Annotated in this window: 25 protein-coding genes; 10 read left to right on the forward strand and 15 right to left on the reverse strand. The window is 44.4% G+C overall.

The features are described from left to right. Positions 1-67: 67 nt before the first annotated feature. Both OAG1_RS03345 and OAG1_RS03350 read left to right on the forward strand, forming a co-directional pair. Positions 68-991, forward strand: coding sequence for a TIGR01212 family radical SAM protein (locus tag OAG1_RS03345; protein ID WP_338623937.1), 924 nt, complete (start codon positions 68-70; stop codon positions 989-991). A gap of 92 nt (positions 992-1,083) precedes the next feature. Beyond that, a complete protein-coding gene (locus OAG1_RS03350; RefSeq protein ID WP_084681997.1) occupies positions 1,084-2,901 on the forward strand; it encodes a diguanylate cyclase in 1,818 nt (605 codons plus the stop codon). On the opposite strand, the gene folE2 is transcribed toward OAG1_RS03350, so the two are convergent. Beyond that, positions 2,902-3,825, reverse strand: coding sequence for a GTP cyclohydrolase FolE2 (gene folE2, locus OAG1_RS03355; RefSeq protein WP_338623940.1), 924 nt, complete (start codon positions 3,823-3,825; stop codon positions 2,902-2,904). 699 nt (positions 3,826-4,524) lie between these two features. Here folE2 and arcB point away from each other — a divergent pair. Further along, positions 4,525-6,867: an aerobic respiration two-component sensor histidine kinase ArcB gene (arcB, locus tag OAG1_RS03360; RefSeq protein ID WP_338623942.1), complete on the forward strand. Its 2,343-nt coding sequence runs from the start codon at positions 4,525-4,527 to the stop codon at positions 6,865-6,867. On the opposite strand, the gene OAG1_RS03365 is transcribed toward arcB, so the two are convergent. Together OAG1_RS03365 and OAG1_RS03370 are read right to left on the reverse strand one after the other, a co-directional pair. Next, the gene (locus OAG1_RS03365; RefSeq protein ID WP_227981511.1) at positions 6,864-7,772 is read right to left on the reverse strand and encodes a lysine exporter LysO family protein; all 909 of its coding nucleotides are present in this window, start codon (positions 7,770-7,772) and stop codon (positions 6,864-6,866) included. The two genes, arcB and OAG1_RS03365, sit on opposite strands and share 4 nt — an antisense overlap. 147 nt (positions 7,773-7,919) lie before the next feature. Beyond that, positions 7,920-8,717, reverse strand: a complete 798-nt coding sequence (locus OAG1_RS03370) for a sterol desaturase family protein (protein ID WP_338623945.1) — start codon at positions 8,715-8,717, stop codon at positions 7,920-7,922. Positions 8,718-8,816: 99 nt separating this feature from the next. Between OAG1_RS03370 and OAG1_RS03375 the strand changes: the two genes are divergently transcribed. Continuing rightward, the gene (locus OAG1_RS03375) at positions 8,817-9,239 is read left to right on the forward strand and encodes a GAF domain-containing protein (protein ID WP_016403527.1); all 423 of its coding nucleotides are present in this window, start codon (positions 8,817-8,819) and stop codon (positions 9,237-9,239) included. A 153-nt stretch (positions 9,240-9,392) separates the two neighbouring features. Beyond that, positions 9,393-10,586 (forward strand): HD-GYP domain-containing protein, encoded by a 1,194-nt coding sequence (locus tag OAG1_RS03380; RefSeq protein ID WP_338623947.1) that lies wholly within the window; start codon positions 9,393-9,395, stop codon positions 10,584-10,586. A 63-nt stretch (positions 10,587-10,649) separates the two neighbouring features. Here the strand turns inward: OAG1_RS03380 and OAG1_RS03385 are convergent, their stop codons facing one another. The 3 genes from OAG1_RS03385 to OAG1_RS03395 are packed head-to-tail and all read right to left on the reverse strand — an operon-like array spanning position 10,650 to position 12,174. After that, on the reverse strand, positions 10,650-11,096 hold the full coding sequence (locus OAG1_RS03385) for a copper chaperone PCu(A)C (protein WP_152784167.1): 447 nt from the start codon (positions 11,094-11,096) through the stop codon (positions 10,650-10,652). Positions 11,097-11,110: 14 nt separating this feature from the next. Continuing rightward, a complete protein-coding gene (locus OAG1_RS03390) occupies positions 11,111-11,722 on the reverse strand; it encodes an SCO family protein (protein WP_338623952.1) in 612 nt (203 codons plus the stop codon). Further along, on the reverse strand, positions 11,719-12,174 hold the full coding sequence (locus OAG1_RS03395; RefSeq protein ID WP_338623954.1) for a hypothetical protein: 456 nt from the start codon (positions 12,172-12,174) through the stop codon (positions 11,719-11,721). Before OAG1_RS03395 ends, OAG1_RS03390 begins: the two co-directional genes overlap by 4 nt. 152 nt (positions 12,175-12,326) lie before the next feature. On the opposite strand from OAG1_RS03395, the gene OAG1_RS03400 reads away from it, so the two are divergent. Beyond that, complete coding sequence (locus OAG1_RS03400) at positions 12,327-13,277, forward strand: DUF6279 family lipoprotein (RefSeq protein WP_152784173.1); 951 nt, start codon at positions 12,327-12,329, stop codon at positions 13,275-13,277. Here the strand turns inward: OAG1_RS03400 and OAG1_RS03405 are convergent. Further along, entirely contained in the window at positions 13,210-13,815 is a 606-nt protein-coding gene (locus tag OAG1_RS03405) for a GPR1/FUN34/YaaH family transporter (RefSeq protein WP_040307594.1), read from the reverse strand. The two genes, OAG1_RS03400 and OAG1_RS03405, sit on opposite strands and share 68 nt — an antisense overlap. Before the next feature lie 183 nt (positions 13,816-13,998). Between OAG1_RS03405 and OAG1_RS03410 the strand changes: the two genes are divergently transcribed. Beyond that, positions 13,999-14,340, forward strand: coding sequence for a hypothetical protein (locus OAG1_RS03410; protein WP_040307593.1), 342 nt, complete (start codon positions 13,999-14,001; stop codon positions 14,338-14,340). A 4-nt stretch (positions 14,341-14,344) separates the two neighbouring features. On the opposite strand, the gene OAG1_RS03415 is transcribed toward OAG1_RS03410, so the two are convergent. The 5 genes from OAG1_RS03415 to OAG1_RS03435 all read right to left on the reverse strand — a co-directional run bounded on the left by OAG1_RS03415 (position 14,345) and on the right by OAG1_RS03435 (position 21,822). Then, positions 14,345-15,331 (reverse strand): alpha/beta hydrolase-fold protein, encoded by a 987-nt coding sequence (locus tag OAG1_RS03415; RefSeq protein ID WP_338623961.1) that lies wholly within the window; start codon positions 15,329-15,331, stop codon positions 14,345-14,347. Positions 15,332-15,385: 54 nt separating this feature from the next. After that, positions 15,386-16,066 carry a MaoC family dehydratase gene (locus tag OAG1_RS03420; RefSeq protein ID WP_016403519.1) on the reverse strand — a complete coding sequence of 227 codons (681 nt, stop codon included), beginning with the start codon at positions 16,064-16,066 and terminating at the stop codon, positions 15,386-15,388. A gap of 169 nt (positions 16,067-16,235) precedes the next feature. Beyond that, the gene (locus tag OAG1_RS03425) at positions 16,236-17,450 is read right to left on the reverse strand and encodes a phosphoenolpyruvate carboxylase (RefSeq protein ID WP_338623963.1); all 1,215 of its coding nucleotides are present in this window, start codon (positions 17,448-17,450) and stop codon (positions 16,236-16,238) included. Next, positions 17,447-18,106 (reverse strand): hypothetical protein, encoded by a 660-nt coding sequence (locus tag OAG1_RS03430; RefSeq protein ID WP_152784175.1) that lies wholly within the window; start codon positions 18,104-18,106, stop codon positions 17,447-17,449. Before OAG1_RS03430 ends, OAG1_RS03425 begins: the two co-directional genes overlap by 4 nt. Then, the gene (locus OAG1_RS03435; protein WP_338623966.1) at positions 18,103-21,822 is read right to left on the reverse strand and encodes an ATP-binding protein; all 3,720 of its coding nucleotides are present in this window, start codon (positions 21,820-21,822) and stop codon (positions 18,103-18,105) included. The genes OAG1_RS03430 and OAG1_RS03435 overlap by 4 nt, the downstream gene beginning before the upstream one ends. A 311-nt stretch (positions 21,823-22,133) precedes the next feature. Between OAG1_RS03435 and OAG1_RS03440 the strand changes: the two genes are divergently transcribed. Further along, positions 22,134-22,787 (forward strand): 7-cyano-7-deazaguanine/7-aminomethyl-7-deazaguanine transporter, encoded by a 654-nt coding sequence (locus tag OAG1_RS03440; RefSeq protein ID WP_016403515.1) that lies wholly within the window; start codon positions 22,134-22,136, stop codon positions 22,785-22,787. Positions 22,788-22,846: 59 nt separating this feature from the next. On the opposite strand, the gene OAG1_RS03445 is transcribed toward OAG1_RS03440, so the two are convergent. Next, positions 22,847-23,290 carry a DUF2059 domain-containing protein gene (locus OAG1_RS03445; protein ID WP_016403514.1) on the reverse strand — a complete coding sequence of 148 codons (444 nt, stop codon included), beginning with the start codon at positions 23,288-23,290 and terminating at the stop codon, positions 22,847-22,849. Between the two features lie 171 nt (positions 23,291-23,461). On the opposite strand from OAG1_RS03445, the gene OAG1_RS03450 reads away from it, so the two are divergent. Further along, complete coding sequence (locus tag OAG1_RS03450) at positions 23,462-23,893, forward strand: DUF3859 domain-containing protein (protein ID WP_338623969.1); 432 nt, start codon at positions 23,462-23,464, stop codon at positions 23,891-23,893. A 17-nt stretch (positions 23,894-23,910) separates the two neighbouring features. Here the strand turns inward: OAG1_RS03450 and OAG1_RS03455 are convergent, their stop codons facing one another. Then, positions 23,911-24,324, reverse strand: a complete 414-nt coding sequence (locus OAG1_RS03455; protein ID WP_016403512.1) for a VOC family protein — start codon at positions 24,322-24,324, stop codon at positions 23,911-23,913. A gap of 72 nt (positions 24,325-24,396) precedes the next feature. Next, positions 24,397-24,564 (reverse strand): hypothetical protein, encoded by a 168-nt coding sequence (locus OAG1_RS03460; protein ID WP_016403511.1) that lies wholly within the window; start codon positions 24,562-24,564, stop codon positions 24,397-24,399. 449 nt (positions 24,565-25,013) lie between these two features. On the opposite strand from OAG1_RS03460, the gene OAG1_RS03465 reads away from it, so the two are divergent. Continuing rightward, entirely contained in the window at positions 25,014-25,565 is a 552-nt protein-coding gene (locus OAG1_RS03465; protein WP_220718969.1) for a cytochrome b, read from the forward strand.

Here is a 25,565-nt window from a genome sequence, read left to right on the forward strand (position 1 = left end):
AGTTGGCTCCTGCCAGTAAACTAGCCGCCGTTTTGGGTTTTTCCCACCTTATTTAAGAGTGAAAGCTGTGCAGCTAGATTTATATGTAAACACCTTAGGTCGTCATATTAAGCAACATTTTAGCGGGCGAGTGCGCAAGCTAAGTGTTGATGGTGATTTCACCTGCCCAAATCGCGATGGCAGTATTGGTAAAGGTGGCTGTACCTTTTGCAACGTAGATGCTTTTGTTAAACCGCAACAACAAATGATGTCGATTGGCGAGCAGCTGGATGCACGCAAGGCTGAGCTAAAGCATAAAGCCATCCGCTATTTAGCCTATTTTCAGGCCTATACCAGCACCTATGCCGAGGTAGAATATTTACGTGGGATGTATCAGCAAGCTTTAGCCGATGAGTCTGTGGTGGGTTTATGCATTGGTACCCGCCCAGATTGCGTACCCGAAGCGGTGTTAGAAATGCTGGCAGAGTATCAGGCTCAAGGTAAAGAAGTGTGGCTAGAGCTAGGTGTGCAAACTGCCCATGATGAAACTTTAAAGAAAATAAACCGTGGTCATGATTTTGCGGCGTTTCAAAAGGCTGTAGCTCGTGCCCACCAATACGGTTTAAAAGTATGCGCCCATCTTATTTTGGGTTTACCGGGCGAAGAGCCTGAACATTATATGCAATCACTTAAGGCGGTACTTGCCGAAGATATTGCCGGTATTAAGCTGCATCCTTTACATGTGGTTGAGGGCAGCACCATGGCTAAAGCGTGGCGAGCAGGCCGCTTAGATACCATGAGCCAGCAGCACTACGTTGAACAAGCGGTAAATCTTATTCGCCATACCCCTGAACATGTGGTTTATCACCGTGTAAGTGCCCACGCTCGGCCGCCGGTTTTGCTGGCGCCAAATTGGTGCCAAAACAAGTGGTTAGCCCTCACAGATATTGCTAAAAAGTTGGCCAGTGATGGCCCCCAAGGCAGCGCATTAAGTTACAATGTGATGCAGTAAATGTGAGCTAATTGCTTGTTTAGTAAATGATTATTTTCTTATGTCATATAATCAGGTAAAGTAGCAGCGGTTGCAGAAAAAATGGACAATCGATGCACGAAAACTTTTATCCAACAGTCTGGATGCAGGCAACAATAGCATTACTTAGCATACTGCTAGTCATTGTTATTGTTATGTGGGCCTTAGCTCGCAGAAAGGTGCGTGCTCAGCGCGCGGCAATGGTGAAGTCGCCGGCTGCTCAACTGATGATTGATCTAGAAGCCAAACAGGTTATTTTTGCTAATCCTCGTGTTTGTGAGTTACTGCAGCTTGCTAACAATGGTAAACATTGGCAGTTCTTCGATTCTGCCCACCTTGAGCAATTGTTAGAACTACTAAAGCCCCATCAGTCTTCGGCTAGTATTGAAGGTGTTCACTGGCTGGTTAATTTCCCCCAGCAAACTCGGGTTTTGCTTCTTTACGCTAGCTTAACTGCGCATAATGGCCGAGAGGTTTGGTTCATTAATGCTTACGAAAACGCCCAAGGTTATTCTTATTTAAATCGAATTGAGCAAGAGCAAAAACTGTTCGCTAACGTGCTTAATTCCATTCCAGAATTTATTTACTTTAAAGACGCTAATGAGCGTTTGCTGGGCTGTAATCAGGCATGGGCGGGCTTTCATGGCTTAAAGCCTGGTGAGCTTGCTGGTAAGAAGCTGAGTGATTTTTTAACCCGAAATGAGTTAGAGCGCAGCCAAACCTATGACAACCAAGTATTGGCAGGCGAGCCTTGCCAACATACCGAATGGTTTAGTGCCCCAGATAGCCGACAAATCCTGCTGCAAAACAATGTCTATCCGCTTAAGAACCAACAAGACGAAGTGACAGGTGTGCTTAACGTGTCTTACGACGTAACCAAGTGGCACGAGCTTAACCGTAAACTGGAACATGAAAACCAAAACCGAATCAGCTCCGAGAAAGAGTTGGGACGGCAAAATAACCTTATTCGCACCGTGTTTAACTCAACCCCCGATCCATTGGGCTTTATTGATGATAAAGGTAACTTTGTTGGCGGGAACGAACCTTTTGCCAAAATGTTTGGTTTTACCAGTGATGAGTTGCTGGGCAAACACCTTACCGAGGTTCTTAGTGAAGAACAGTTAGAACAACATCAGTTGCAAAACCGTCAAATTTTAGAAGATGGCAAGCCGATCCGGTATGAAGAATTAGTGTACTTGGATGATGGTCACCAGATTTGGTATGAGGTGATTAAAGGCCCTTATTTTGATGATGTGAGTGGCGAGCGCGGCATTATCTTCATCACTCGTGATGTTACCGAGCGTAAAGCCACCGAGCAGCAATTGGCCGACGCGATTATGCAGTTACAGGAACTCAGCTTTATCGACAGCCTAACTCAAGTAGCTAACCGCCGTAGTTTCGATGAGAAATTATTGCAGTTGTGGCTAACTCATCGTCGTGAAGGGGTAGAGCTAAGTTTGTTATTGCTGGATATTGACTGCTTCAAGCAATATAACGATAACTATGGCCACCAACAGGGCGACGAAGCTTTGCGCCAAGTGGCTAAGTTAATCAGTCGCTCAGTGAAACGTGGCTCCGATTTAGTGGCCCGTTATGGCGGTGAAGAGTTTGCCATATTGCTACCTAATACTGGCTGTGAAGGTGCTAAGCAAATCGCCGAAACCGTGTTGCGCAATATGAAAGAAGCAGAGATTCCTCATGAATTCTCAGATGTGAGCGACTTTGTATCGGTAAGTATTGGTGTGGCCAGCGTTATTCCTCAACAAGGTGTGGATTATGGCGAACTGGTAAGGGTGGCAGATTTACAGCTTTATCGTGCTAAACATCAGGGTAAAGCCCGCTACTGTAGCGCCGGAGACAGCGCTATAGAGGATACAAAAACAGCGCCCTAGCTAGGCGCTGTAACCTTGCTCAATACCTTTAGTTACAACACATACAGCATCATGCGCGTGTAGGCTTTCTAGGTGGTTTACCCTTACCCAAAAATCAACTAAGTCTGCTCGGTTATTCAAGCTGTGCTGCAAATGGCGAGCGGCATCTTCACAGAACATCAAGTTTTGCCCATTGAGGCGAGCAAATTCTTGTTCATCCTCGCGCTTAACCGCGGCTTGTACTGGGGTTTTTAAACTACTTTCCACTTCATCAATCAAACTGATAATGGGAATATCCTGATGTTCAGTGGCAATTTTAACTTTTAGCTGAGCGATACTACGCTGGCTGTGGGGGGTAGCAACAATGCCTTCACTGCTGCCAAGCCATTGATGCACCGCTTCACTTGAAACTTGCTCATCGGCAAATTGTTGTTTGAAGGCCTGCTGAATAAGCTGGCGTGATAGTGCGGCGGAGCAAGGGCAAGTGGATGAGTACGGAACCTCAACTTCAAGCTCAATAGTAGTTTGTTGTTGGTGACGAGTGGCAGTGATTGCAACAGGATAAGCCTTCCAACCAGTTTTGCCAGATAACAGCGATTTACGGCGCAAATGGTAGTCGAAGCTAAAGCGAACCTGCGCTTGCTCACTTAAATCTTGATGACTTTCAATAAACTGATCCAAAACGCGGTGTAATCCAGCATAATCCAATACGCCTTCGTTAGATAATTGATCCAATATCAAATATAAACGAGACATATGAATGCCCTTGGCTTGTGGGTCATCTAAGCTGACAAAGGCCTCAATGTTAGCACTCACGCGGCTAGCTGCTTGTGCTTCAAATGCCAGCATTATGGGCATTTCAATTTGGCTCATACCTACCCAATCGAGCTTTCCTTCGGTTTGGGCACGGCTTGAGTTTGCTACGTCAGGCATTGCAGTAGACATGCACTTAGTACTCCACAACAGGATGCGTGAGCTAGGGGCTGTTTATCTTTCGAGGTTAAATTTTGTTCGCGAAAAAATCGTTTTAGGCGCGGCAAGGAATGTGAAGCCTAGCATTCTAGGTAAACATGCCTTAACAAAGCATACAACGATTTTAGCCGAACCCTTCGGGCAGCGTTTGTGGCTTATTTCTACTGCGTTATCAGCTTCTCATGTAGACTAACTACACATTAAAGCTTCTGCCTTGTATAAATAAGCCACAAATGGCTGCAAAAATCAGCTCGAAAGAAAAACAGCCCCTAGGGCTCATTGCATTTATATGACACAAAAAGATGGGCTGTTATACCACAAAAGCTAGGTTAATATTAACCATCTTTATTTTATGGATTAGCTAGGGTCTGTTGATCTTTGGTGTTGAAATTTTGTTCGAGATAAGCGGGCTTTAATCGCGGCGAGCACTTAGAAGCCTAGTGGGCTAAGCAAGAAGTGCTTAACAAAGAGTAAAGTTTGCTTATCCGAACCCTTCGGGCAGCATTTCTTAGCCATTTATTCAGCGTTAGCGAGTGATTATTAAGCCCACTTAACTGTACACTCACTGCCTTGCCTAAATGGCTAATAAATTGCTGCAAAAACCATCAGCAAAGATTAACAGACCCTAACATTTACTTAGCTTGCTTCGCGCTATAAAAGGAACCTGGCTTAATGACGCCACTGAAAAATCTTGCCACCTATTACGTCCATTTATTATCTCGATTGGGCGTAGTTAAATTTACCATAAGCTTAGCTAGCGCCATTATTTTAGTGGCTTTGGCAATCCAAATGAGTGTTACCTTCGCGCTTACTGGCCAGGTGTCGTCGGTGGATTTAGTTCGCTCGGTGTTTTTTGGTTTAATTATTACCCCGTGGGCGGTGTTTTTTATGTCGGTGGTAGTAGAGCAAATTGAAGACTCGCGTCAGCGCTTAAGCAAGATGATCCGTAAACTTGAAAAAATGCGCTCTCGAGACCTGCAGCTTACTAATAAGCTCAAAGCCAACATCAGCCAGCTAAATAATGAGATTGATGAGCGCGAGAAAGCCGAAGCTGCTCGTGGCCAAGCCATGGCTAACTTAGAGCAAGAAGTAAGGCAGCGCCAGCAAGCGCAGCAAGAGCTAGAAGAACACTCTGCCTTGTTGCGTAGTTTTATCGATAGTTCTCCCGACTTGGTTTATTACCGTAACGAGCAAGGCCAGTTCTCGGGTTGTAACTTAGCGTTAGAGCAGTTGGTTGGGCGCTCTGAAAAGCAACTTATTGGCCTTACTCCCTACGATGTTTACCCGGAAGATATTGCCGATAAAATTGTTGAGACCGACCACCAAGTATTTGATAACGATGAACAGCTTACCTACGAGCAATGGTTAGAGTATCCCGATGGGCGCAAAGCGTTTTTTGAACTGCGTAAGGTGCCATTTTATGGGCGTAATGGTAACCGTTTAGGTCTGTTAGGCTTTGGTCGAGACATTACCGAGAGAATGCGCCATCAAGCTAATATTGAGAAGGCCAATCGAGATAAAACTCAGTTTATCTCGACGCTGAGCCACGAGTTGCGCACACCACTTAATGGGGTAGTGGGTTTAAGCCAAATGTTATTAGACACCCCACTTAATGATGACCAGCGCAAACACGTAAATACCATCTTATTGAGTGCGACTACCCTAGGTAATATTTTCAACGATATTATTGACTTAGATAAGCTAGACCGGCGCCGCTTTGCAGTATCGCTAGAGCCAATGGACTTTAAAGCCTTAGTCACCGACATTGAAACGCTTACTGAAATGCAGTTACAAAGTAAGGGCTTAGATTTTCGTTTCGAGCAAATTGGTCCTATCCCTAATAGCATCATGGGCGACCCAACGCGCCTGCGCCAAGTGCTTTGGAATTTAACCCACAACGCGGTTAAGTTTACCGAGCAGGGCGAAGTTGCTTTAACCATAAAATCCGAGCCTTTGTCTGAGCAAGAAGTGCAACTTGAATTGATGATTGAAGATACCGGACCAGGCATTCCTCAGGATCAGTTAGAAGAGATTTTTGCCATGTACTACCAAGTAGAAGGTAGTAAATCAGCAACCGGTACCGGCATTGGTTTGTCGGTCTCTCGCCAGCTAGTTCGGGCAATGGGTGGTGACATCAGCGTGAGCAGCAAAGAGGGTGAAGGCTCATGTTTTACCGTTACCCTAAAGGTCACCTTAGATGCTATTCCAGATGAAGCAGAACAAATTGATCATCCTCCATTAGATATTCTGCTGGTTGAAGACGTAGAGCTAAACGTCACCATAGCTAAAGCGCTTCTCGAAAAATTGGGTCACTATGTTGAGGTGGCGATGAGCGGTGAGCAGGCGTTAGAAGTATTTGACCCAGATAATTTCGACCTGGTTTTATTAGACATTCAGCTACCGGATATGACGGGCTTTGATATTGCCAAACGTTGGCAGGAGCAGTTCGCCGAGCAGCATTTGCCACCGTTGGTGGCCCTTACCGCCAATGTGGTAAACAGCAAAAGCGAATTTGCTAAAGCGGGCATGGTTGATGTTATTCATAAACCGATTAATCGCAATGCGGTAGTACATTGTTTTAATAGTGTGTTTGCGATAGGTGAAGAGCCAGAAGCAGAGCCTGTAGTAAACCCTAAACAGGCATTAAGTCGCAGCTCTATGCCGATCTTAGATTTAGATTTAGTTGAGCAGTTTTGCGAGACCATTGGGGTAAAAGTGCTTAACGATAGCATCAATTTGTTCAAGCAAGTGATGCCTGATTACATGAAAGTACTCGAGAGTAACTTGTTTGCAAAAGACCAGGATGGCATTGCCTCTGAGGCGCATAAAATCAAGGGTGCTGCGGGCTCGATAGGTTTAGCGAGGATCCAGCGTTTAGCCAACAAAATTCAATCGCCAGAACTACCGGCGTGGTGGGATAATGTTGAAGACTGGATCCACCAACTTAGTCACGATTACCCAGAAGATTTGAAGCTATTAGACAAGGCCATTGCCGACTTTAATAACAATCACTAGGCTAAGTTGACTAGTAGTAAAATCATTACTGGACAAAGTAGGCTAAGAATAAAGCCGCTGGCAATGGCTACCGGCACTAGTTGGTTGCCGCCAGCACGCTGCAGCATAGGCAAGGAGAAGTCCATGGCAGTTGCGCCGGCATAACCAATAGTGGCGGCGGGTGAGCGCTGCATTAAGACTGGAATTAATAGCAGTATAATTAGTTCGCGGCTTAAATCGGCAAAAAAGGCAGTACTACCAATTAAAGGTGTTGCTGCTTTACTTAACAAGGCGCCCGATAGTGAATACCAACCAAAGCCGCTGCTCATGGCTAAACCTAGGTTTAGCGGTAAGTCGAACAAGTAAGCAGTAATAGCTCCTGCAGGTAGGGAGCTAAGCACCATCACCACAGCAATAATTAGGCCGCGTCGATTAAGTAGCATCTGGCGAACACTAATACCGGCACTTCGCAGCTCTATGCCAATACAAAAAATTAGCAGAATAAGAGCGTATTCGGCCAATACTGACTGAGCGGGTAATTGTTGCTGGTAAGCCAAGCCCGAAACTAAACCGATTATCAACAGCGCGATAAGCAACGCAGGCTCTTTAAACATCGCGAGCTTGTTATTGCTTTTTTTGTGGATAGGTTCCGCGGCTGGCATCGCCAAATAGCGCCCCACAAAGTACAAGGCACTTAGGTTGAAGGTGAGCAATAAACTCACTAATACTGCGCTTTGGCTAAATAGCTGAATAATGTTTTGGCTAAGGTTATCAATAAAGGCCAAGCCATACCCCATCAGAAATAGAATCAGATATAGCATCCAGCTGCTTAGTCGGCGAATAGCAAGCAAGGCCGAGGGATGTTTTACGGGAATCATGTAACCGACAACTAATGCCCCTAAAATCATCAATAAGCTGCTATACATCTCTATTTCCTAATTCGCGCGGAGCTGAAATATAGCAAGGAACCGAGACTCTCACCAAGTGGAGTTTTGTAAAAAGGTTTTTGTTGAAGTTTTGGGTATGTAGGAGCCGTTAATTTGGCTTGATTAGGCTGTTATTGATTGGCTTTCTTATTTGCTTGGTGAGCGAAACGGCAGGCTTAGTAAACCTTTGAGTTGGCGGTTATCTTTAGCATTAGGCCAGTGACTGAGGCCAAATTTTAGCTGGCTATGTCCATCTTGCGGTTGAGCGACATAACTATGAAACAATCTATCCCAAACCGCCAAATTAAAGCCGTAGTTGGCATTATGTTCATGGTATCTTTGCGAATGATGTACTCGGTGCATATCAGGAGTGACAAGCAACTTTCTTAAAAATGCATCTAGTTTTAAGGGTAGCTTTAGATTGCTGTGATTGAACATCGCCATGCCATTTAGTATCACCTCAAATAAAAACACCGCCAATACCGGCACGCCAAGCAATGTAATTAAGCCTAGTTTTATCAGCATCGATAAGGCTATTTCGATAGGGTGGAAACGTAATCCAAGGCTTACATCATAGTCTGGGTCAATATGATGCATACGGTGAATTCGCCACAGCCAAGGCAGCGAGTGAAATAACCTATGTTGCCAATAAATTGCCAGATCGAGCAAAATTACACACAAAGGTACGGCAATGGCTGCGCTAAGGTTTAGCTGATTAAACAAGCCCCATTGCTGATGTTGCGCCCAACTAGCAAGCGCTAAAGTGGTGATAGGAAATAGCAGCTTTAAACACAAGCCATTTACTAGGATTAACCCTAAGTTGGCAGGCCAGCGCTGGGAGCGGGGGATAGTACGTTTGTGCCGTGGCCAAGCTATTTCTAGCAGCATAAAAAGGGCCAGCAGCCCAACAAATATCCCTAAACGCCAAAACTCGAGTGTTTGCATGGACCAAAGTATACTAAGCATTGTTAAAACAACAACCAAATCTAAGCTAAGATTAGCTTATTGTTAATAAGCTTTTTTTGAAATTGTTTGGAGTGAGCGATGGACGTGCAACAGTGGTTGAAGGATGCAGCTCAAGCCTTTGATATGCAACTAGGGATTATCAGCAATATCCAAGATAATCGTTACGTAGTGCTGGCGGCCTATTCTAGCCTTGATTTAGTGCGTGCTGGCGATGAGTTTCCGGTAGATATGACCTATTGCGCTGATGTGATAAGCCAGGAGAAGGTATTAGCTTATCACCAAGTGGGCGCCATGACCGAAATGTGCTTACACCCTTGTTATCAGGCTATGCATTTAGAAAGCTATATTGGCATTCCTTTAGTCAAGCATGGCGAAATTATAGGAACACTTAATTTCTCCTCTTTAGAACCAAAGAAACAAGGGTTCTCAGATAAAGATATGGAAAAAATTCAAGTGCTAGCCAATGAATACTTAGAACTGGCAGATTTAGCAGTTGATTAAACTTTCGAAAAAATTTACATTTCGTTTCCCTTTTTTGATAGCGATAACATTCTACACTTCTAAGGAAGGCTATTTTTTTTGATTGCTTTAGTATTATTCAAGCAGTGTTTTTCTACCTTTAGCCGTAATTTGGATGAGTGATTGCCAAGCCGTATGACAAGCCCTAAAGCCGATATAAGAACCATCAACATTGATGCCCTAAAAGAAGGTATGTTTGTTGTATCCATCACCAGCCAAACCGGCAAAACCAGCATTGCTCAATCTGGGCGTATTACTCAGTCTAAGCAAGTTACAGTTCTAAAGAATAAAGGGGTAAAAGTTGTAAATGTAGATTGGTCCAGAAGCGTGTTTGCAGAACAGGACTCGGAACAAAAATCTACCGAAATAAGCAGCTCAAGTAGCAAGCCGAAGAAGCGTAGCGGTGAAAGCGAAAAGCAAGCCGCTAAAAAGTTGTTTAACGAAGCTAAAAGCTTACAAACCAAATACTTTAAGCAGCTACAACAAGGCGAACCCATTGACATTGAACCAATGGAAAAAGCCGCTGAAGGTTTAATTGACTCCCTAGAAAACCAAAGCAACGCCATGTTGTGTTTAGCCAAAATTCGCGCCAAAGATAAGTATTTGATGGAGCACTCTCTTAACGTGGGAATGCTACTGGCATATTTTGGCCGTTCGCTTGGTATGAACCGAACTAAGCAAAAGCAATTGCTAATGGGCGGAATGTTACATGATATAGGTAAGATCAATACTCCCGATGAGATCTTGCACAAACCTGGCCGGTTAACTGACGACGAGTTTGTGATTATGCGAGAGCATGTGGTGCACAGCCACAATATTCTTAAAGAGCAAGAAGGCATTAGCAAGATCATGCTTGAAATTGCCAGTAATCACCACGAACGTTTGGATGGCTTGGGCTATCCCAACCAGTTAAAAGGCGATGAGTTATCGGCTTATACCCGTATGGCCAACATTGTGGATTGTTACGATGCGCTAACCGCCGACCGAGTGTACAAAAGTGGTATGCCGCCTACGGCTGCGTTCCGAATATTGTTATCGGGAGTTGGCACTCAGTTTGATAAAGCCTTGGTTGAAAAGTTTATCCGTTGCATGGGCGTCTACCCTGTCGGCACCTTGGTCAAACTAAAATCGGGTAAGTTGGGCGTAGTGGTTGAGCGTAATGAACTTAAGCCTCTACAGCCTGTGATTAAGCAAGTGTTTAATACCCTAACCAACACCCATACTGAGGTTAAGTTAATAGACCTAAGTAAGTATGCGCATGAAGAAATAGAAAGTGCGGTATCTGCGCGTGACTACGGAATATCCTTAGACAGATACTTGTCTGAATAGCCAAATATTAAACGGGATTAAGCGCAGACTTAATCCCAAAAATCTCTTTAAATAGTCGAAATTTTAGTGATGGTGCTTCATTTTGTGCATCACCTTTTTAACTGGCACTGTGAGCTGTTGCTGACTGCCATCGGAAAACACCAGCGTTAATTCCACTTCTTCACCTTCGGCGAATTTGTTCGCTAAATCAAATAGCATTAAATGCAAACCGCCCGGCTTTAACTCTACCTGTTTACCCGCTGGAACCTCGATCTTTTCCACTTGACGCATTTGCATAACATCACCGTCCATCAGCATGGTGTGTAATTCCACACGACCTGCTGCTGGCGTGCTGGCCGATACTAGGCTAACCGTTTGCTCACTGTTGTTGTTCATTTGCATGAAGATAGCGCTGGTGGGCGCATTAGGTGGAGTGGCTCTCGCATAGGCGTCGTTAACGGTAATAGCGGCATCATTGGCTGCTAGGTGAACGCTAAATAAAAGACTGAGAGCGAGCAAGATTGAGCGCATGGTTAATCCTTATTTTATTGAGGAAGCAATTGTTGAATTTTGGTGACTAAAGGCTCTGGGTCTATAGTGTGTGGTACTTTTGCCAGTAACTCGCCTTGAGCATTTAAGAAATAAAAAAATGAGTTGTGGTCAACGCTGTATTCCAGTTGTGAGTCGGGAATATCTACATACTTATAATATACTCCCAAGCTTTGGGTTAAGCCTAATAGCTGACCTTCCTGCGGGCTTAAGCCAACGATATCTGGGTGAAAATAACCTGCGTAGGTGGAAACCGTTTCTGGGTCATCACGTTTTGGGTCAACACTCACAAACAAGCTTTGCAGTTGCTGACGTTGTGGCTCTGATATTCCCTGCAGTGCTGCGCTAAGTACCGCTAAAGACGTTGGGCAAACGTCTGGGCAGTGGGTAAAACCAAAGTAAGCAATATAGAGTTGTTTATCGTTATTCAGTTCAGTAAAGCGCCCATCACTACTGGTAATTTTGAACAAGTTTGTGGGCACTGTAGCAATCACTTTATTGCTTACCGCCGCTTGTTTAGGGCTAGAGTCTGCAGAAAACCATTGAAAACTCATAACTCCGGCTAATCCACTAACAATAATTAGAGCAATCCATGCTAGGTATTTCATTGGCTATCTACCTCAAAACTAAGAGCAACAGGTTGGGTGGGATCTAAAGAAACAATTTCTGCTCGCCAGCGCATTTTTCCAGTGTTACAAATCGGCAGCAAAATATCCGATTGATAGTGGCCATGTTCGTTGGGCTCGAGCTGCAGCTTGATTTCCCCCATGTACATTTCTATCCCTTGTAAACGGAGTTCTAGGGTTGGAGGGTTTTCCTGGTTGGTGTTTAACTCAAGATGCTGGCTTAACATGGCGGGAAGTTGGTCACTAGGTAAAGTTAATTGCCATGTTTGCTCATCAACTTGCCACTCACAGCGACCATTATGCAATTGTTGGCAGTGCTCAAAGTCTAGTGCTTCAAGCTGTTGTTGCTGCCAATAACTTACACCGATGCCAAGTCCAAAAGCGCCAGCAATAACTGCTAATACCAGTAATAATTTCTTAGTTAAACCAACCAATTAACCATCCATTGCGTGCTTGGTTTCACGCCACCATTGCAAGTAGGGCTAATCTACTCCGCTTGAATTAATCTCACAAGCCTTAATAATTAAATAGCTGCAGAGTGAGAACTATTTCCGGTTCTTTGGGTCTGTTTATTAAAGGAGGTGTTATGCAAACGAAGCCTTTTAGATGGATACTGATATTGATACTCAGCGGCTTACTGAGCGCTTGTGGTATGCGCTTTGTGTATAACAACCTTAACTGGCTGGCTTACTGGTACATCGATGATTACATTGAAATGAACAGCGAGCAAAAAGCAGCTTTTAAGCCCATGTTAAAAAGCTGGCTGGTATGGCACAGGAATGAACAGTTGCCGGTATACTTGGCTCAGCTTCAGCTGTTTCACGCTCAAATCAATAGTGGTATTAGCCAACAACAATTATTAGAGCAAGTTGACGCTTGGCAAGAGCATTATCGAGTATTGGCTGGTCATGTGTATCTTGATGTAGCGCAGCTCGCACAAACTGCTTCTTCGCAGCAACTATCAGACTTTATGGCTAAGCTAGCCGAGCAACGCGAAGATAGCGACCGCCAACAAAGCCATTATGATTACCGTATTGAACACATTTCTAACAGTGTTGAGCGATGGCTTGGCGATGTATCTCCCAAACAACAGCTGGTAATAGAGCAGCTGGCTAAGCAGCTAATTGATACTCGCGCCGATTGGCACAACGTGCAAAGTCGCTGGCAGCAATATCTGGCTTATTCTTTAAGTGGACAAAATCAGTCGGAAAATTTTGAGCAAGAATTTTATGTATTGATGGTGAATTCAGAATCACTCTGGCCGCCGGGCTTAGCTGAACGTTTCTATCATAATCGGCAATTGTGGGCACAAGGCATGAGCGAAGTATTAGCGCTGGCCAATAAACAACAAAAGCGTCATATCTTAGCTAAGATAGACGCTTATATTGAAGATCTTCAATCACTTATAGAAGACAATCCACAACCTGCAAAGCCAGATGTGGTGGCAAAGCTAGTTAAGCAATTAAGGCTTACGCAGCCACTTTTAGTGGCGCACTGTTGTCTTCAAACTTCATTGGACGACCAACAGGCAAAATAGTACGGCCGTATTCAGCATTAAGTACTTGGGCCATTGCAAAATAGATAGCTGACAGACCACAGAAGATGCCTTCGTAGCCAGCAATAGTGCCAATCAATTCACTGCCAGTGAAATCGCGAATTGCCAATAGCGCAAACAAAATGGTCAAGCTGCCGAATACTACTTGTTTAGCTGTTGGGTAACGTAATGACCCCACAAACATGAACGCAGTGAACAAGCCCCAAAGTGCTAAGTACCAACCCATAAAGGTGTGAGGGCTAGGCTCGGCTAAGCCCATTTTAGGTAGTACCAACAAACCGACTAGAGTTAACCAGAATAAGCCGTAAGAGGTAAAGGCAGTAGTACCAAAAGTATCACCGCGTTTGAAGCACATAATCCCTACAATTACTTGAGATAAACCACCGTAGAAAATGCCCATAGCCAAAATCATTGCATCAATTGGAAAAAATCCGGCATTGTGAATGTTTAGTAACACGGTAGTCATACCGAAACCCATCAATCCAAGTGGGGCTGGGTTAGCGGTAGTAGTATTGCTCATAGTCGATGATTCCAAGTAAAAGGTTAAAAAAAGCACAGTGCTCCAAGGGCCGTGCATTATCTGAGCGAGCATACTTGATAGGTGTGATCTAGATCAACAAAACCTTGGTTTTTATAAATTGTATTACTAAATAAATTTTTCTATCGTAAAGCTTAAATTTTTAGCAAGTGTAAAGTACCGAAAATGCCGCATTGTATTGTTGAATATTCTCAAGACTTGAGTGAGCAAATTACTATTAGTGAGGTTTTAGCTAAGGCTTTTAATTTACTGAAAAATAGCGGTGAATTTGAGCCCGCGGCAATTAAGCTACGAGCCATTGCTTATCAAGATGTATTAAGTGGTTTAGACGATCACAGCTTCTTACATCTGCGTTTGCACATTCTTTCCGGAAGAACGACTGAGCAAAAGCTAGCCTTAACCACTGCGCTAGTAGAGGGACTCGGTGCAGAATTGCCCATGGTAAAAAGTATTAGCGCTGAAGTGTTAGATATTCAGCGCGAGAGCTACATAAAACGAATTAGTTAGCGGTTTAACCTAACTCAAATTTATCTAGTAGGGTGAGGCGAGTAAGGGCTAGCTGAGTGTGCTTGGCTTGCTCGATAAAGCGTAAGCAACCTATTTCACAAAACAGTAGATCTTTGGTCACCGGATAAAGAGTGAAGCTGAGCTCGTTGTCTTGTAGGTCTTTACAAAGCAGCTTAAGCCCTTGTTTTTCACAATAACTAATGCTGACATAGTCATGCTGATTACCGTAGTCACCAGCAAGATGACTTAAATTTTGAAGACTTTGCCGTTCACTTTTTGGGTTTGGATTCGTTTGTTCAAATAGCCAGATCCAAAAACTGCTAGTGGCGTAAAAGTCGTCCCAAATATTGTGCTCATGTTGCGGGTACCACGTGCTTTGTAGCTGAGCTTGCCGCTCCATTTGACCAAGCTTATGCGCTAGTTCTACAGAAAACTCTGCTGGGATTACTTCGTCTTTTAAGCCATGAGCTAACCAAATTGGTAGCTGGTTAAGTCGTTGGTATAGCTCTTCGCAAACGGGGCGAGCTGGCAAGTTTAATGACCACGGCGCTAAGCGATTAGGATCTCCCGCCGCCAATATACTTAAGGCAGCAAAGCGCTGTGGCTGTGCTAAGGCTAAATTGGTAACGCCAAAACCGCCCATGCTTAAACCCGTTAAATATATTCGCTGTTTATCGATGGAAAACTGCTGTTCTATTTGGTCGAGCAAGCTGATCAGCTCTGCGATGGCCCAACCGTCGCGACCTTCCGGCACATGTGGGCTAATACAAATAGCGTCTAGGTGATGTTGTTGTAAGTAGCTATTGGGGCCAAAATTGAGTAGCTTTTCAATCTCACCGCCTATTTCCCCACGACCATGCAGAAACAGGACTAAAGGGTAATGTTTAGCGCTATCTAGCGAGCTAGGCTGACTCAGCAAATACTGGTAGGAAGGTTTATTTTGATGAGTATGCTGCTGAACAGAGATGGAATGAGAATGCGCTGTGTTCACGTTAAGCTCCTTTAACTAAACCCTAACGTGAACCATCATAGCGAGTTGTGGCGACTAAAAATAGAGACGAACTACCGATTCCACCACACAAGCTGGGCGGCGACAGCCTTCAATTTCTACGGTAATTTCTTTTACTAGCTCTAAACCTCGCTTAATTGGTACAACCTTGGTTAAGCGGGTACGGGCTCTAATTCGATTATTTACCTTAACCGGGTAAGGAAAACGAACTTGGTTAATACCGTAATTCACCATCATTTTTGCTGATGGATAAAGCGGTTTGTCTGGGTCAACACTTTCGGTAAGTGCTGGCAGCAAGGACAAGGTTAAAAAACCATGAGCAATAGTGGTTTTAAACGGTGACTCTTCTGCGGCGCGCTGCGGATCGGTGTGTAACCACTGGTGATCTTTCGTGACATCGGCAAATTGATTAATTCGCTCTTGGGTGACATTGAGCCAATCACCAATGTGAATTTCTTCACCCAGTTGCATCGACAGCTCTTCTAATAAGGCTTCAGCTTTTGGATGTAACTCTATGGTTTCTTTAAAACTGGCTTGTTGCTCACCATTGGAGCTTAATTGGTGTTCTCTTACCCAGTTAACTAATTGACTATCATGAGCTTTATTTAGAAACTCGATCCAGTGATCGCGAATTGCAGGCGATAGCCAATCTTTCAATTCAAATGGGTTTTGGGCTAGCATTTCACGCTTTTTCTTAATAAAATCAACTACTTTCATATTTACTCTCTAATGCGTACCGGCCCAACAACTGGCATATTCTAAAATAATGAATTAGTCAGTCAAATATTTCTATAGGTAAAACGTAAGTGCTTGTAATTAAATATAGGCACTGCTTATTTAGTCGGCAAGAATGTGCTTAGTTAGCTAAGCACATTTGTTGGCTGAATTAACGCAACCATACTTGTAAATCGCGAACAATCCGGTTGCCGCTAAAAATTGGGTGTGGGTCTTCAATGGGATCTAGCGCAAAGTAGTCACGCTGCTCTTCTGGCAGAGCATGGTAGCTGCCCCATACTTGGTATAACCAGGCTTCGGCATCCCATTCTAAGTGCTGTTCTTGATAGTACTCTAAGGCCGTTTGGCCCGCAGCACTTTCTATTACGCCCAACAGGTAGTTCTCTACATCTTGTTTAATCTTTTGCTCTTGCAGGGCAAACTCTTCGGCGCCTTCTAGAGATACCGCATGTTCGGTGTCGGTTTCGCTAACTTTAGTGTGACGTTGCAACTTGAGCTGGCTAAGCGATAGCAATAAGTCGTGTTCATGTTCGCTGTTGTGAATATCAACACTGGCCTTGGATAGCAGTGCAGGGGCTTGGTTAAATAAGCTTGCTACATCGAGTTGTTGCGTTGGGTCTTTCGGGCTGAAGTCGGGATGCTGAGCATGAAATAGCTGCAAACCTTTAAGCAGGCGAGACTTACCACGTAACTCGCGAAAACGGCCGAGCAAAGTGAGTAGGCGCGTTTGCACAACGGCCAGCTCTTGGGTGCAGTCGTAAACCGCTTGGCTTAGGTTCAACACCAAGATCCGGCGAAGCTCGCGAATATCGCCAGCTATTTGGCTCAAAGTATCAAAGTTTAATAAGGCGAGGTTATTGAGCAGTTCGCTCACTTGCTGCTGAGCTAATTCATTTTCACGGATTTTGGCGCTTAAGCTGGGCACATAACCAAATTCATTGTTAATTCGGCTCCACAATACCCGCGAGCTATGGTGCAGGCTTTCGGTGAGGCTGTAGCTGTGTTCGCTTAAATCGCTGAGATAAACGTCGGCTGCAGCTAAATCGCCAATATGTAAGGCTTCTTTGTAGTGTGCTGCCAAGGTTTTAATAGTTTCTAAGCGCGAGCCAACATTAGAATCAATTTGCCGATTACGAGTATCACTTAAGGCTTCTTCCAATAATGAGCGCAGGTTAGAGCTTAAATGCAAACCTTCGTCGGCGGATGGGCGCCAAATAACGCCAGCTTTGAGTAAGGCATCAATCTGTTTACTGTCTAGCTTACTTTCATCTAGCTTGCCGTTAACGTAAGCATGCATCAGGTTTTCGCCGTGACGCGCAAGCAGCTTAAATAGCTTTAAGCCAGCCTGTTGCAAATGTTGGTTCACAGTAAGGGCTCCTGCTGGCCAATGGCATCCATGGCTTGTTGTTCTAAACCTAGACCTTCTGCTTCGTCAATAAAGCTAATCACTTCAAAAATGTAGTCCACTTTTGCTGTGGCAATGTAGATCTGTTTTTCTTGGTTTGGTCGAACTAAATAGCCTTGTTCACAGAGGCGCTTAAACACTTGCTTAAGTTGACCATCTACTTGGCTACTGGTTGAGCCAAACAACTTGTATTGAGATATTTTTGCCAGTTGTTCACGCAGCGCTGGGGTGTCTTCCACCACGGTTTGCAACTCGCTTAAACGCAGCGCCACTCCGGCACTAATGGGGCTATCTTGGCCTTGTGCTTCTTGGCTGAGGATTAACCACTCGGTGAGCGGCAGTAAGCTACCTGCTATTTCGCTAAATTGCTGGCTTATCACTTTGTGTTCATTGTCGCCTAGCTCGCGATAGGCACAAAAATACAGTTCGCCTTCACAAGCACTGGCAAGGCGACGATTAAGCACATGTAAGTGGCTGTCGATGCGCTCGCGGTTAGCTTCTTCGGCTAAAAAGTGAAAACCATCTTCGTCACTCACTTGGCAGATAAATTGGCCACTTAACAGGGCTTCTAAAATCCGCCCGGTTTCGCTCATGCCGGTGGCGCTTAATTTACTCATAGCTCAGCCTCCGCTTGTTTAGTACTGGCTTTTGCCGCTTGGGCTGCTTTTAGCTTTTCTTGTAAAGGATTAATTCGCGGCTGCACAACTTGCAGTTGGCGCTTGTCACGGTTGATGATGTAGCGGTGGGTGAACAAGTCCAATACTTCAGATTCTGGGTTAGGAAAAGCCCCCAGTATGCGAATTTGGTTATGGTCACAGGCATCAAAGATCTTTTTCACATTGCTTTGGTGCAAGGTGCCTAATTCATCAATTGGCCAGTGAATGTAAGTATCGGCATTACCACGCAATAGGCGGGTAAAGGCCAATAAGAACTTACACAAAATTAAGTAGGCCATGCCGTGGCTACTGGATTCATTAAGCTGGCGGTCGGTGCGGATCACTAGGTCGCTATTGCCCTCGCGCAGGGTTAGCTCAATCAGCAATAACCGAGATACCCCTTCTTTAAGTGCGCTGCGACCAATAATATCTAGGGCTACCCGCATGCTGGTGGCGTAGTCTTCGTCGGGCAATTGATTAAAGCCTTGCTGCTGCCAAGCTTGGAAGTTATCTACAAAGGCTTTTAGTTCATCCCAAAACTCTAGTTCGCTAATCTTAGAGCGAATTTTTACTGCTGAATCAGATACGCCATCTAGGCTTAAGTCTTCACCAATTTCGCGGGTAATGCGGCGGCTTTGGCTCAAAATTCGTTGGTCGATGTCGCTTAAGTTTTGGTAGAAGCTGCTAATGCTCATGCCTAGGTTGCGACCGTGGTCGATTAGGCCTTGCACTTTTTGCGGCACTAAACCGTTTAACAGTTCAGATAGGTGTGGCACTAACTCACGATAGGCGAGGGTGCTTTCTCCTTCTTCGTTGGTGCGCCGGCATGCGGCACGCGAACGCTCCCAAGTTTCGCTTAAGTCTGAGCCAGCTTGTTGCGCTAATAAGCTATCAAAATGGCGAACCGATTCATTTACTTGCTCAAGCTGCTGGTTACGCTGCACAATTTGCTGCTCGGCTTGGCGGGCTCGCTCGGCGGGTGTACCGGCAGCTTCTGCTGTTTGGTCTGCTTGGTTTTGTTTGGGTAAAGCCAATTGTTTGATTTTTCGCAACAGGTTTTGAGTTTGGCTGTATTGTTGCTGTAGCTGTTCTAGCTCTTGTTTAAGCTTGCTGAGCTCAGCTTGCTGGCTATCGCGCTGCTGTTTGAAGTGAGCCAGTTGCTCGTTAAGGGCTTGTTTAGCACTGCTTTGTGCTTGGCGAGCATTGGCAAGGGCATCGTTAAGTTGTGGTTTTTGGTTTAGCCACACTTGTTGATGCCAAATTTTGTATTCGCTTACTTCATCACGGTACTGCTCGGCGTCTTGAATTTGTTGATTAAGTTGGCGCTTTTGCTTGGCTAAATCAACAATTAGCTGGTCATCTAAGCCCTGTGCCTGCAACTCGCCGCGATACCATTGTTCCGACTGTTTTAGCGCTTCTTTCGCTTGTTTCTGGCGATTGCTAATGGCGTCTTGAGCTTGGCTTAGTTGCAAGGCTAGTGCATCAATCTTTTCTTCCCACCAGGCCATTTTTTCTAGCTTGGCTTCTTGGTGTTGTTCGCGTAACTCGTCTAGGTATTCTTGATGCTGTGTTTGCGCATTGTCTAAATAGGTTTTCAGCTTAGTTTGTTTTTCTAGTCCCACGCTTTGGCGCTGTTTAAGCGCGCTAGAAAAGCTCTCTTTGAGTAGCTGTTTTTCTTCTTGTAGACGTTTGAGTTGATCTTCACTGTTGTGGTGAGCTGCTGTGGCTTCGGCAACTGACAAATCTTGCTGCTGCACGGCTTTGTTGGCGTCACTTAAGTCAAGTTCAGCTTGTTTAAGCTGTTTCTGCGCTTCGTTAAAGCTTTGCTGAATTTGCTCAATTTGCTGTTTGATTTGCTCTTCGGTGGCGGCACATTCTGGAGCATCGATGGCTTTTAAGTCTAAGGCTAAGCCAAATACGCTTTGATGGTTGGTTTCGCTATGAGGTTTTAAATCACGACGATTGAGCAGCTCAGGGTTAATTAACTTACCAATGCTTTGCTCCCACTGTGGGTGCTCGCTACGTAGGTGCGCCAGTAGGCTGCCATCGGCCGGTTGCAGGCTGTCTTTTAGCCCACTTAGCTTTTGTTCTAGCTGGCGAGATTGTTGGCTGGCGTTGGCTAAGGTTTGGTCGGCTTGTTGGCGCTGCTGCTTTAGGCTGTGCAATTGTTCGTTGTGTTGGCGAACTTGCGCAGATAACAACTGTTGCTGCTGGTTGGCCTCGTCGAGGCGATTATCCATGATATTAAGCTGGCGGCTTTCTTCTTCGGTATAGCCCATTTGTAGGGTGCCGGCCTCTAGCTGCGCCAGTTCTAGCTGATTTTTATGCTGCTGTTGTTGGAAGCTTTGCTCAACCTGGTTAATTTGTTTTTGTTGCTGCTGTTGTTCGTTATTTAGCTCAGCTTGTTGCTGTTGTTTCTCTTGGTTGAGCTGTTGCTGCAGCTGATCTTTGTTTTTATGCAGCTTGTTTAATGCCGAGTTTAGCTGCTCGTTGATTTCGCTTTTGCGTTGGTTGAAATGAGCTTCAATATCGCTGTGTTGCTCGGTGAGCAGCTGGTGGCGTTCGCTAACTTCTCGCACTTGCTCACGCCAAAGTGGTAACTGCTCAACCGCGCTAAGTGCTTGCTCGATGTTTTTATCTTGCCAAGCTTGGTAGTCGTCTTCGATGTGATTAAGTTGCTTGTCGAAACTAGAAACATCGGCATTAGCACTAGAGACAGCTTGGTTAAGCTGTTCGCGTTGATTCTGCCACTCTTGCTCTAGTTCACTTAACTGTTGTTTTAATTGGTTAAGCTGGCGTTGGCTATGTTCACTTTGGGAAAATAGTTCCGCTTCATCGTTTTGCAGGTTTTTATCTAGCTGGTTTAACTGATCTTCGCTGCTAAGCAGTTGTTGGTTGATTTGCTCTAGTTTTACGAACTTAGGGCGAATCGCTTCAAACTGCTGAATCAATCGAGTTTCTTGGATCCAGGCTTGCGCTTTGTTAGCGTCTACCCAAGTTGGTTTTAAGGTAACGCCTTCTTCTTCCAAAATGGCGGCAATCATCGATTTGATGGTTTCCATTTTGCCTTCTTTGGAGTGCACTGCTTTGGCCAATTTTTCAATGTGGCGCAGGCCATGCTTTGGATCGCACATAGAAAACTGACGAGCAAAAGCTTTTAAATCGCTGTCGCCGGCATTTTGTAAGCTGCGATCGTTTTGAATAATGGCACGAAATTCTCTGGTATTAAGAAAGCGGGTAGTGGCTAGGGCAGCGCCGTTGAACTCTTGCTTCTTGAGTTTTTGGCCTAGTTTAGCGGGAGCCAAAAACCAAGTACCTTGCTCGTCTTGTTTGTCGATAAAATCTTCTAGTTCAAAAGGCTTACCAATAAAGCGGTATTTTACCCCTTGGTCTTCGCGACCCGATGACAAGACTACTTGGGCAACTTGGCCATTGTATTGCTGGTACTCGTAGATAATGTAGCTGGCTTCTCGTGGTAGGTACCAGCGCTCGAAACTGTCGCGGGTACTTGGCACTACGCGGCTGGGGTATTCGCCATAAAATACCGGAATAAGACGCTGTAATGTGGTTTTACCTGAGGCGTTAGTTCCACATATATTGCTGTGTTGGTCGAGTTTAAGTTCTACCACACCTTTTAGGTGAGTATCGATCAAGATGATCCGCAATAAGCCAGACAAAGTGCATCCTTTTAAATTAACTAAACGTAGCACCCACCACTGAAGCAAGTGCTGCTGCCATAATCAAACAACAAACCACAGGTGGGCTTGAACGCGGGCAGGGCAATAGCTCAGTTTAACTAAGAACGGACAGCGAGCGAAGCCTTGAGAGGTGTGTTTGCTTAAAAACTGTTAGTTATCACCAAAAAAATCAAATAGCGATGATTTCTTGACTAATCGTTTAGCTATTGCAGTTAGCTTATAGTTGTGGAATACTCCGCCGCCCTTGGGTTCTCTCACCCCCAATTAACAAAAAGATAGGTAGTTCTATAATGTGGTTTTTACAATTAACTGAAGCCGAGCGCCGCAGTGTTATTATTCTCGCTTTATTTCATATCGTTACTATTGCCGCTAGTAATTATTTAGTGCAATTGCCCTTCACCATATTTGGTTTTCATACCACTTGGGGCGCGTTTACTTTCCCATTTATATTTCTAGCCACTGACCTTACAGTTCGCTTGTTTGGTGCAAGCAGAGCTAGAAAAATTATTTTCACTGCAATGTTGCCAGCTCTAGTGGTGAGCTACATTGTGTCGGTACTGTTTTACCAAGGTGAATATCAAGGTTTAGCCGGCTTGTTAGCCTGGAACGCATTTGTTGCGCGTATCGCTTTGGCGAGCTTTTTGGCTTATTCGGTAGGTCAATTATTGGATGTAAAAGTGTTTGACCGTTTACGCCAGCTTAAGCACTGGTGGGTAGCGCCTGCGGGATCAAGTGTGTTTGGTAACTTGGTGGATACTTTCTTATTCTTTGCGGTGGCCTTTTATGCCAGCAGCGACGCGTTTATGGCTGAACATTGGGTAGAGATAGCGTGGGTAGATTATGGCTTTAAACTTGCGGTTAATCTTGCTTTGTTTGTTCCGCTGTACGGCATGTTGTTACACTTTTTGCAAAGCCGTTTAAAAGCTAATAAAGCACTAGCGTAAAGCTTGCTATTGTAATGCCAGTTTGTTGATGCTGGCATTACAACGAGATACGCCGTAGCTTAGTTACCCGTTTGTTGTTTTTGTTTGGCTGCGGCTTGCTGCAACATTTCCTCAAGTTTTTTGTGATGCCCCTTAGCCACTAAAGCGCTAGCCAGCGCGCTTTCACGAATTAATGTAGCGTTTAGCTCTTGGCTCTTTTTGCCAACCGGGGTTTTATAAAATGCGACTAACTGCTCTAGCTCTTCATCAGTAAAGTGCTTTAGATAAACCTCAGCAATCTTTGGTTTCATCTCTTCCCAAGTCAGATAGGTGTTTGCCCACTCGTCCAGTACTGGTCGAAAGTTCTCTAAAGGAGGGTTTTGACGAATTAGCGCTTGATTGAGGTTGTTACGAATTATCTGCATTTGCAATTCACTGTCGTTGAGCTCCAATAATTCATTAATGGGTGCTGCTTGCAGTGAACAACTGGCAAAAACAAGGGCTGCTGTCAGTAGCTTTTTCATAGGTTCATCCTTGAGAAAATTTAGCTGGTGGCTTAAAGGCCAAGCTATGATTCATTTATGCTTTTAGCCTACACCTTAAGTAAAGCGGGGGAAAGGATTGTAATGGCAGCTAAAGCTAGGTCTAAGGTAAAATAGAGAGTTTAGATATTCTATTAGGCGAGTTTTACAGCAATGGCAAAGGCAAAACCCCAAGTTAAGTTACACAGTTACGGTATTTACAATAAATGGGATAGCGATGCTAAAGCACTGCCGCAGGTTAGCCAATTTACCACTCAAGTTGAAGCTCAAATAGATGTTGAATTCGGCTTGATTATTAATATTAAGAAAGCCAAAGGCCAGAAGGTTCGCTATTGCATCTACCACCCCAATATCCCTGATGAAGATGGCGAGGTTATGGCGCCTTTTGATGGTGAAGAGTACATTCGCAGCAACGATTGGGATTTTTATTTAGGTGACACCATTTGGGCTCCTATTAGCAATAAGCTAGGAACTTGGCGCATGACCATTGAATTAGCTGGAGAGATAATTGCTGAGAAGTCATTTGAGTTGTACCAAGAGAGCTCCGGTGACCCCGCCCAGTTTTTCCGCAAACGTGGCATGTAAGTAACATCATCAACTTCTTAGTTGAGAGGGCAATTTAGCATCCAGTTGATGCCAAACTGGTCGCACACTCTAGCAAAACGCGCTTGCCAAAAGGTATCTTGTAAACCCATGGTGATGCTGCCGTTTTCAGAGAGTTTTTCGAACACTTGTTGTTGTTCGGCCAAGTCTGAAAAGTTTAAGTTGAGCTCGATATTACCCGCGCTTTTTAGCTGCTCTCCGGGCATGCCATCGGATGCCATAAACTCCAGTTCTCCGGCTTTGAAGTGACAATGCATCACTTTATTCAATAACTCATCGGGAATTGGCATGTCGGTTTGATTATCGCTAAAGCGCATTAATGCAATAACGTCGCCTTTAAAGCAGTGCTGATAAAAAGCTAAAGCTTGTTCGGCTTTACCTGAAAAATTAAGGTAGGGAATAATGGCTTGCATAGCTAAATACCTTGTTGTGATGGTAATAGAAAGGGGGAAGTGCCAACACTTCCCCCTTCGCGATTACTGTGACTAGTTATAGTCTTCGTCTATGTAGCGTTCTAATTGTTTCCGCTCGTTGTATTCGTCGATGCGGCGACGAGCACGTGCTTTGTCCCGCTGGTTTTTATGACTTTTTGCGTTATGGACCAGGTCTTCTTCATCCCATTCATCCATATCATCAAAGCGTGATCGTTTCATAAGCCTACTCCAAGCCTTACTTTATTGGGCCCAACATACCTAGTGTTTTGTGCCCAATGTGATTTCTTCTCGCGGCTGCGAGACACGCAAAATGTGCAGTAAAAAGTATAGTAGGTAAAATGAATATTTTATTACTGTAATGTGACGTTAGCCTGCCGCAAACAAGCTATGCCATAGCGCATAGGCAACTTTCCACTTGGCCGATTAAATCTTGGTTTTTAAGGCGCTTTTAAGCTTTATTTAGCACTATGCTTTAAGACTAAAAGTACAAATAAACTAAGATCTTTTGCTGATGTTTTGTTGCTTTTTTGAGAGAGAAGTAAAACTTTGAGCGGTTTTCTTTCTAATTGTTCGAATGATTTTTCACATAAAATTCAATTTTTTTCATTGTGGATTTAAGCGATGCTAGTTTCATCGACGTAATATCAGAAGATATTTAAGGGGACCGAGTGAGTATTCGCAATACCAAACAGACTTATGGATGGGTAGCCATTGTTATCCATTGGTTGGTGGCATTAAGTGTTTTTGCTTTGTTTGGGCTAGGGTTATTTATGGTTGATTTAAACTATTACTCTAGTTGGTACCAAACCGCCCCGATGATCCATAAAAGTGTTGGGATATTGTTGTTTATGTTGATGCTATTCCGGCTGATTTGGAGAATGTTGAATCCACATCCAGAGTCTCCAGCTAACCATAAAGCTTGGGAAAGGCAGGGAGCTAAAGTCGGCCATTGGCTGCTTTACGCACTACTATTTTGTTTAATGATTTCGGGTTACCTAATTTCTACCGCTGATGGACGTGCCATTGTAGTGTTTGAATGGTTTGAGGTTCCCGCCACTATTACCGGTATTGCTCAGCAAGAAGAGCTGGCTGGTGATATTCATGAGATTTTAGCTTGGGCACTAATTGTATTGGCTGCAGGTCATGCCTTTGCTGCTCTAAAACATCACTTTATAGATAAAGATAACACCTTAGTTCGAATGCTTAAGTCGACTAAATAA

The sequence above is a fragment of the Agarivorans sp. OAG1 genome (assembly GCF_037076485.1).
Lineage (GTDB): Bacteria > Pseudomonadota > Gammaproteobacteria > Enterobacterales > Celerinatantimonadaceae > Agarivorans > Agarivorans albus.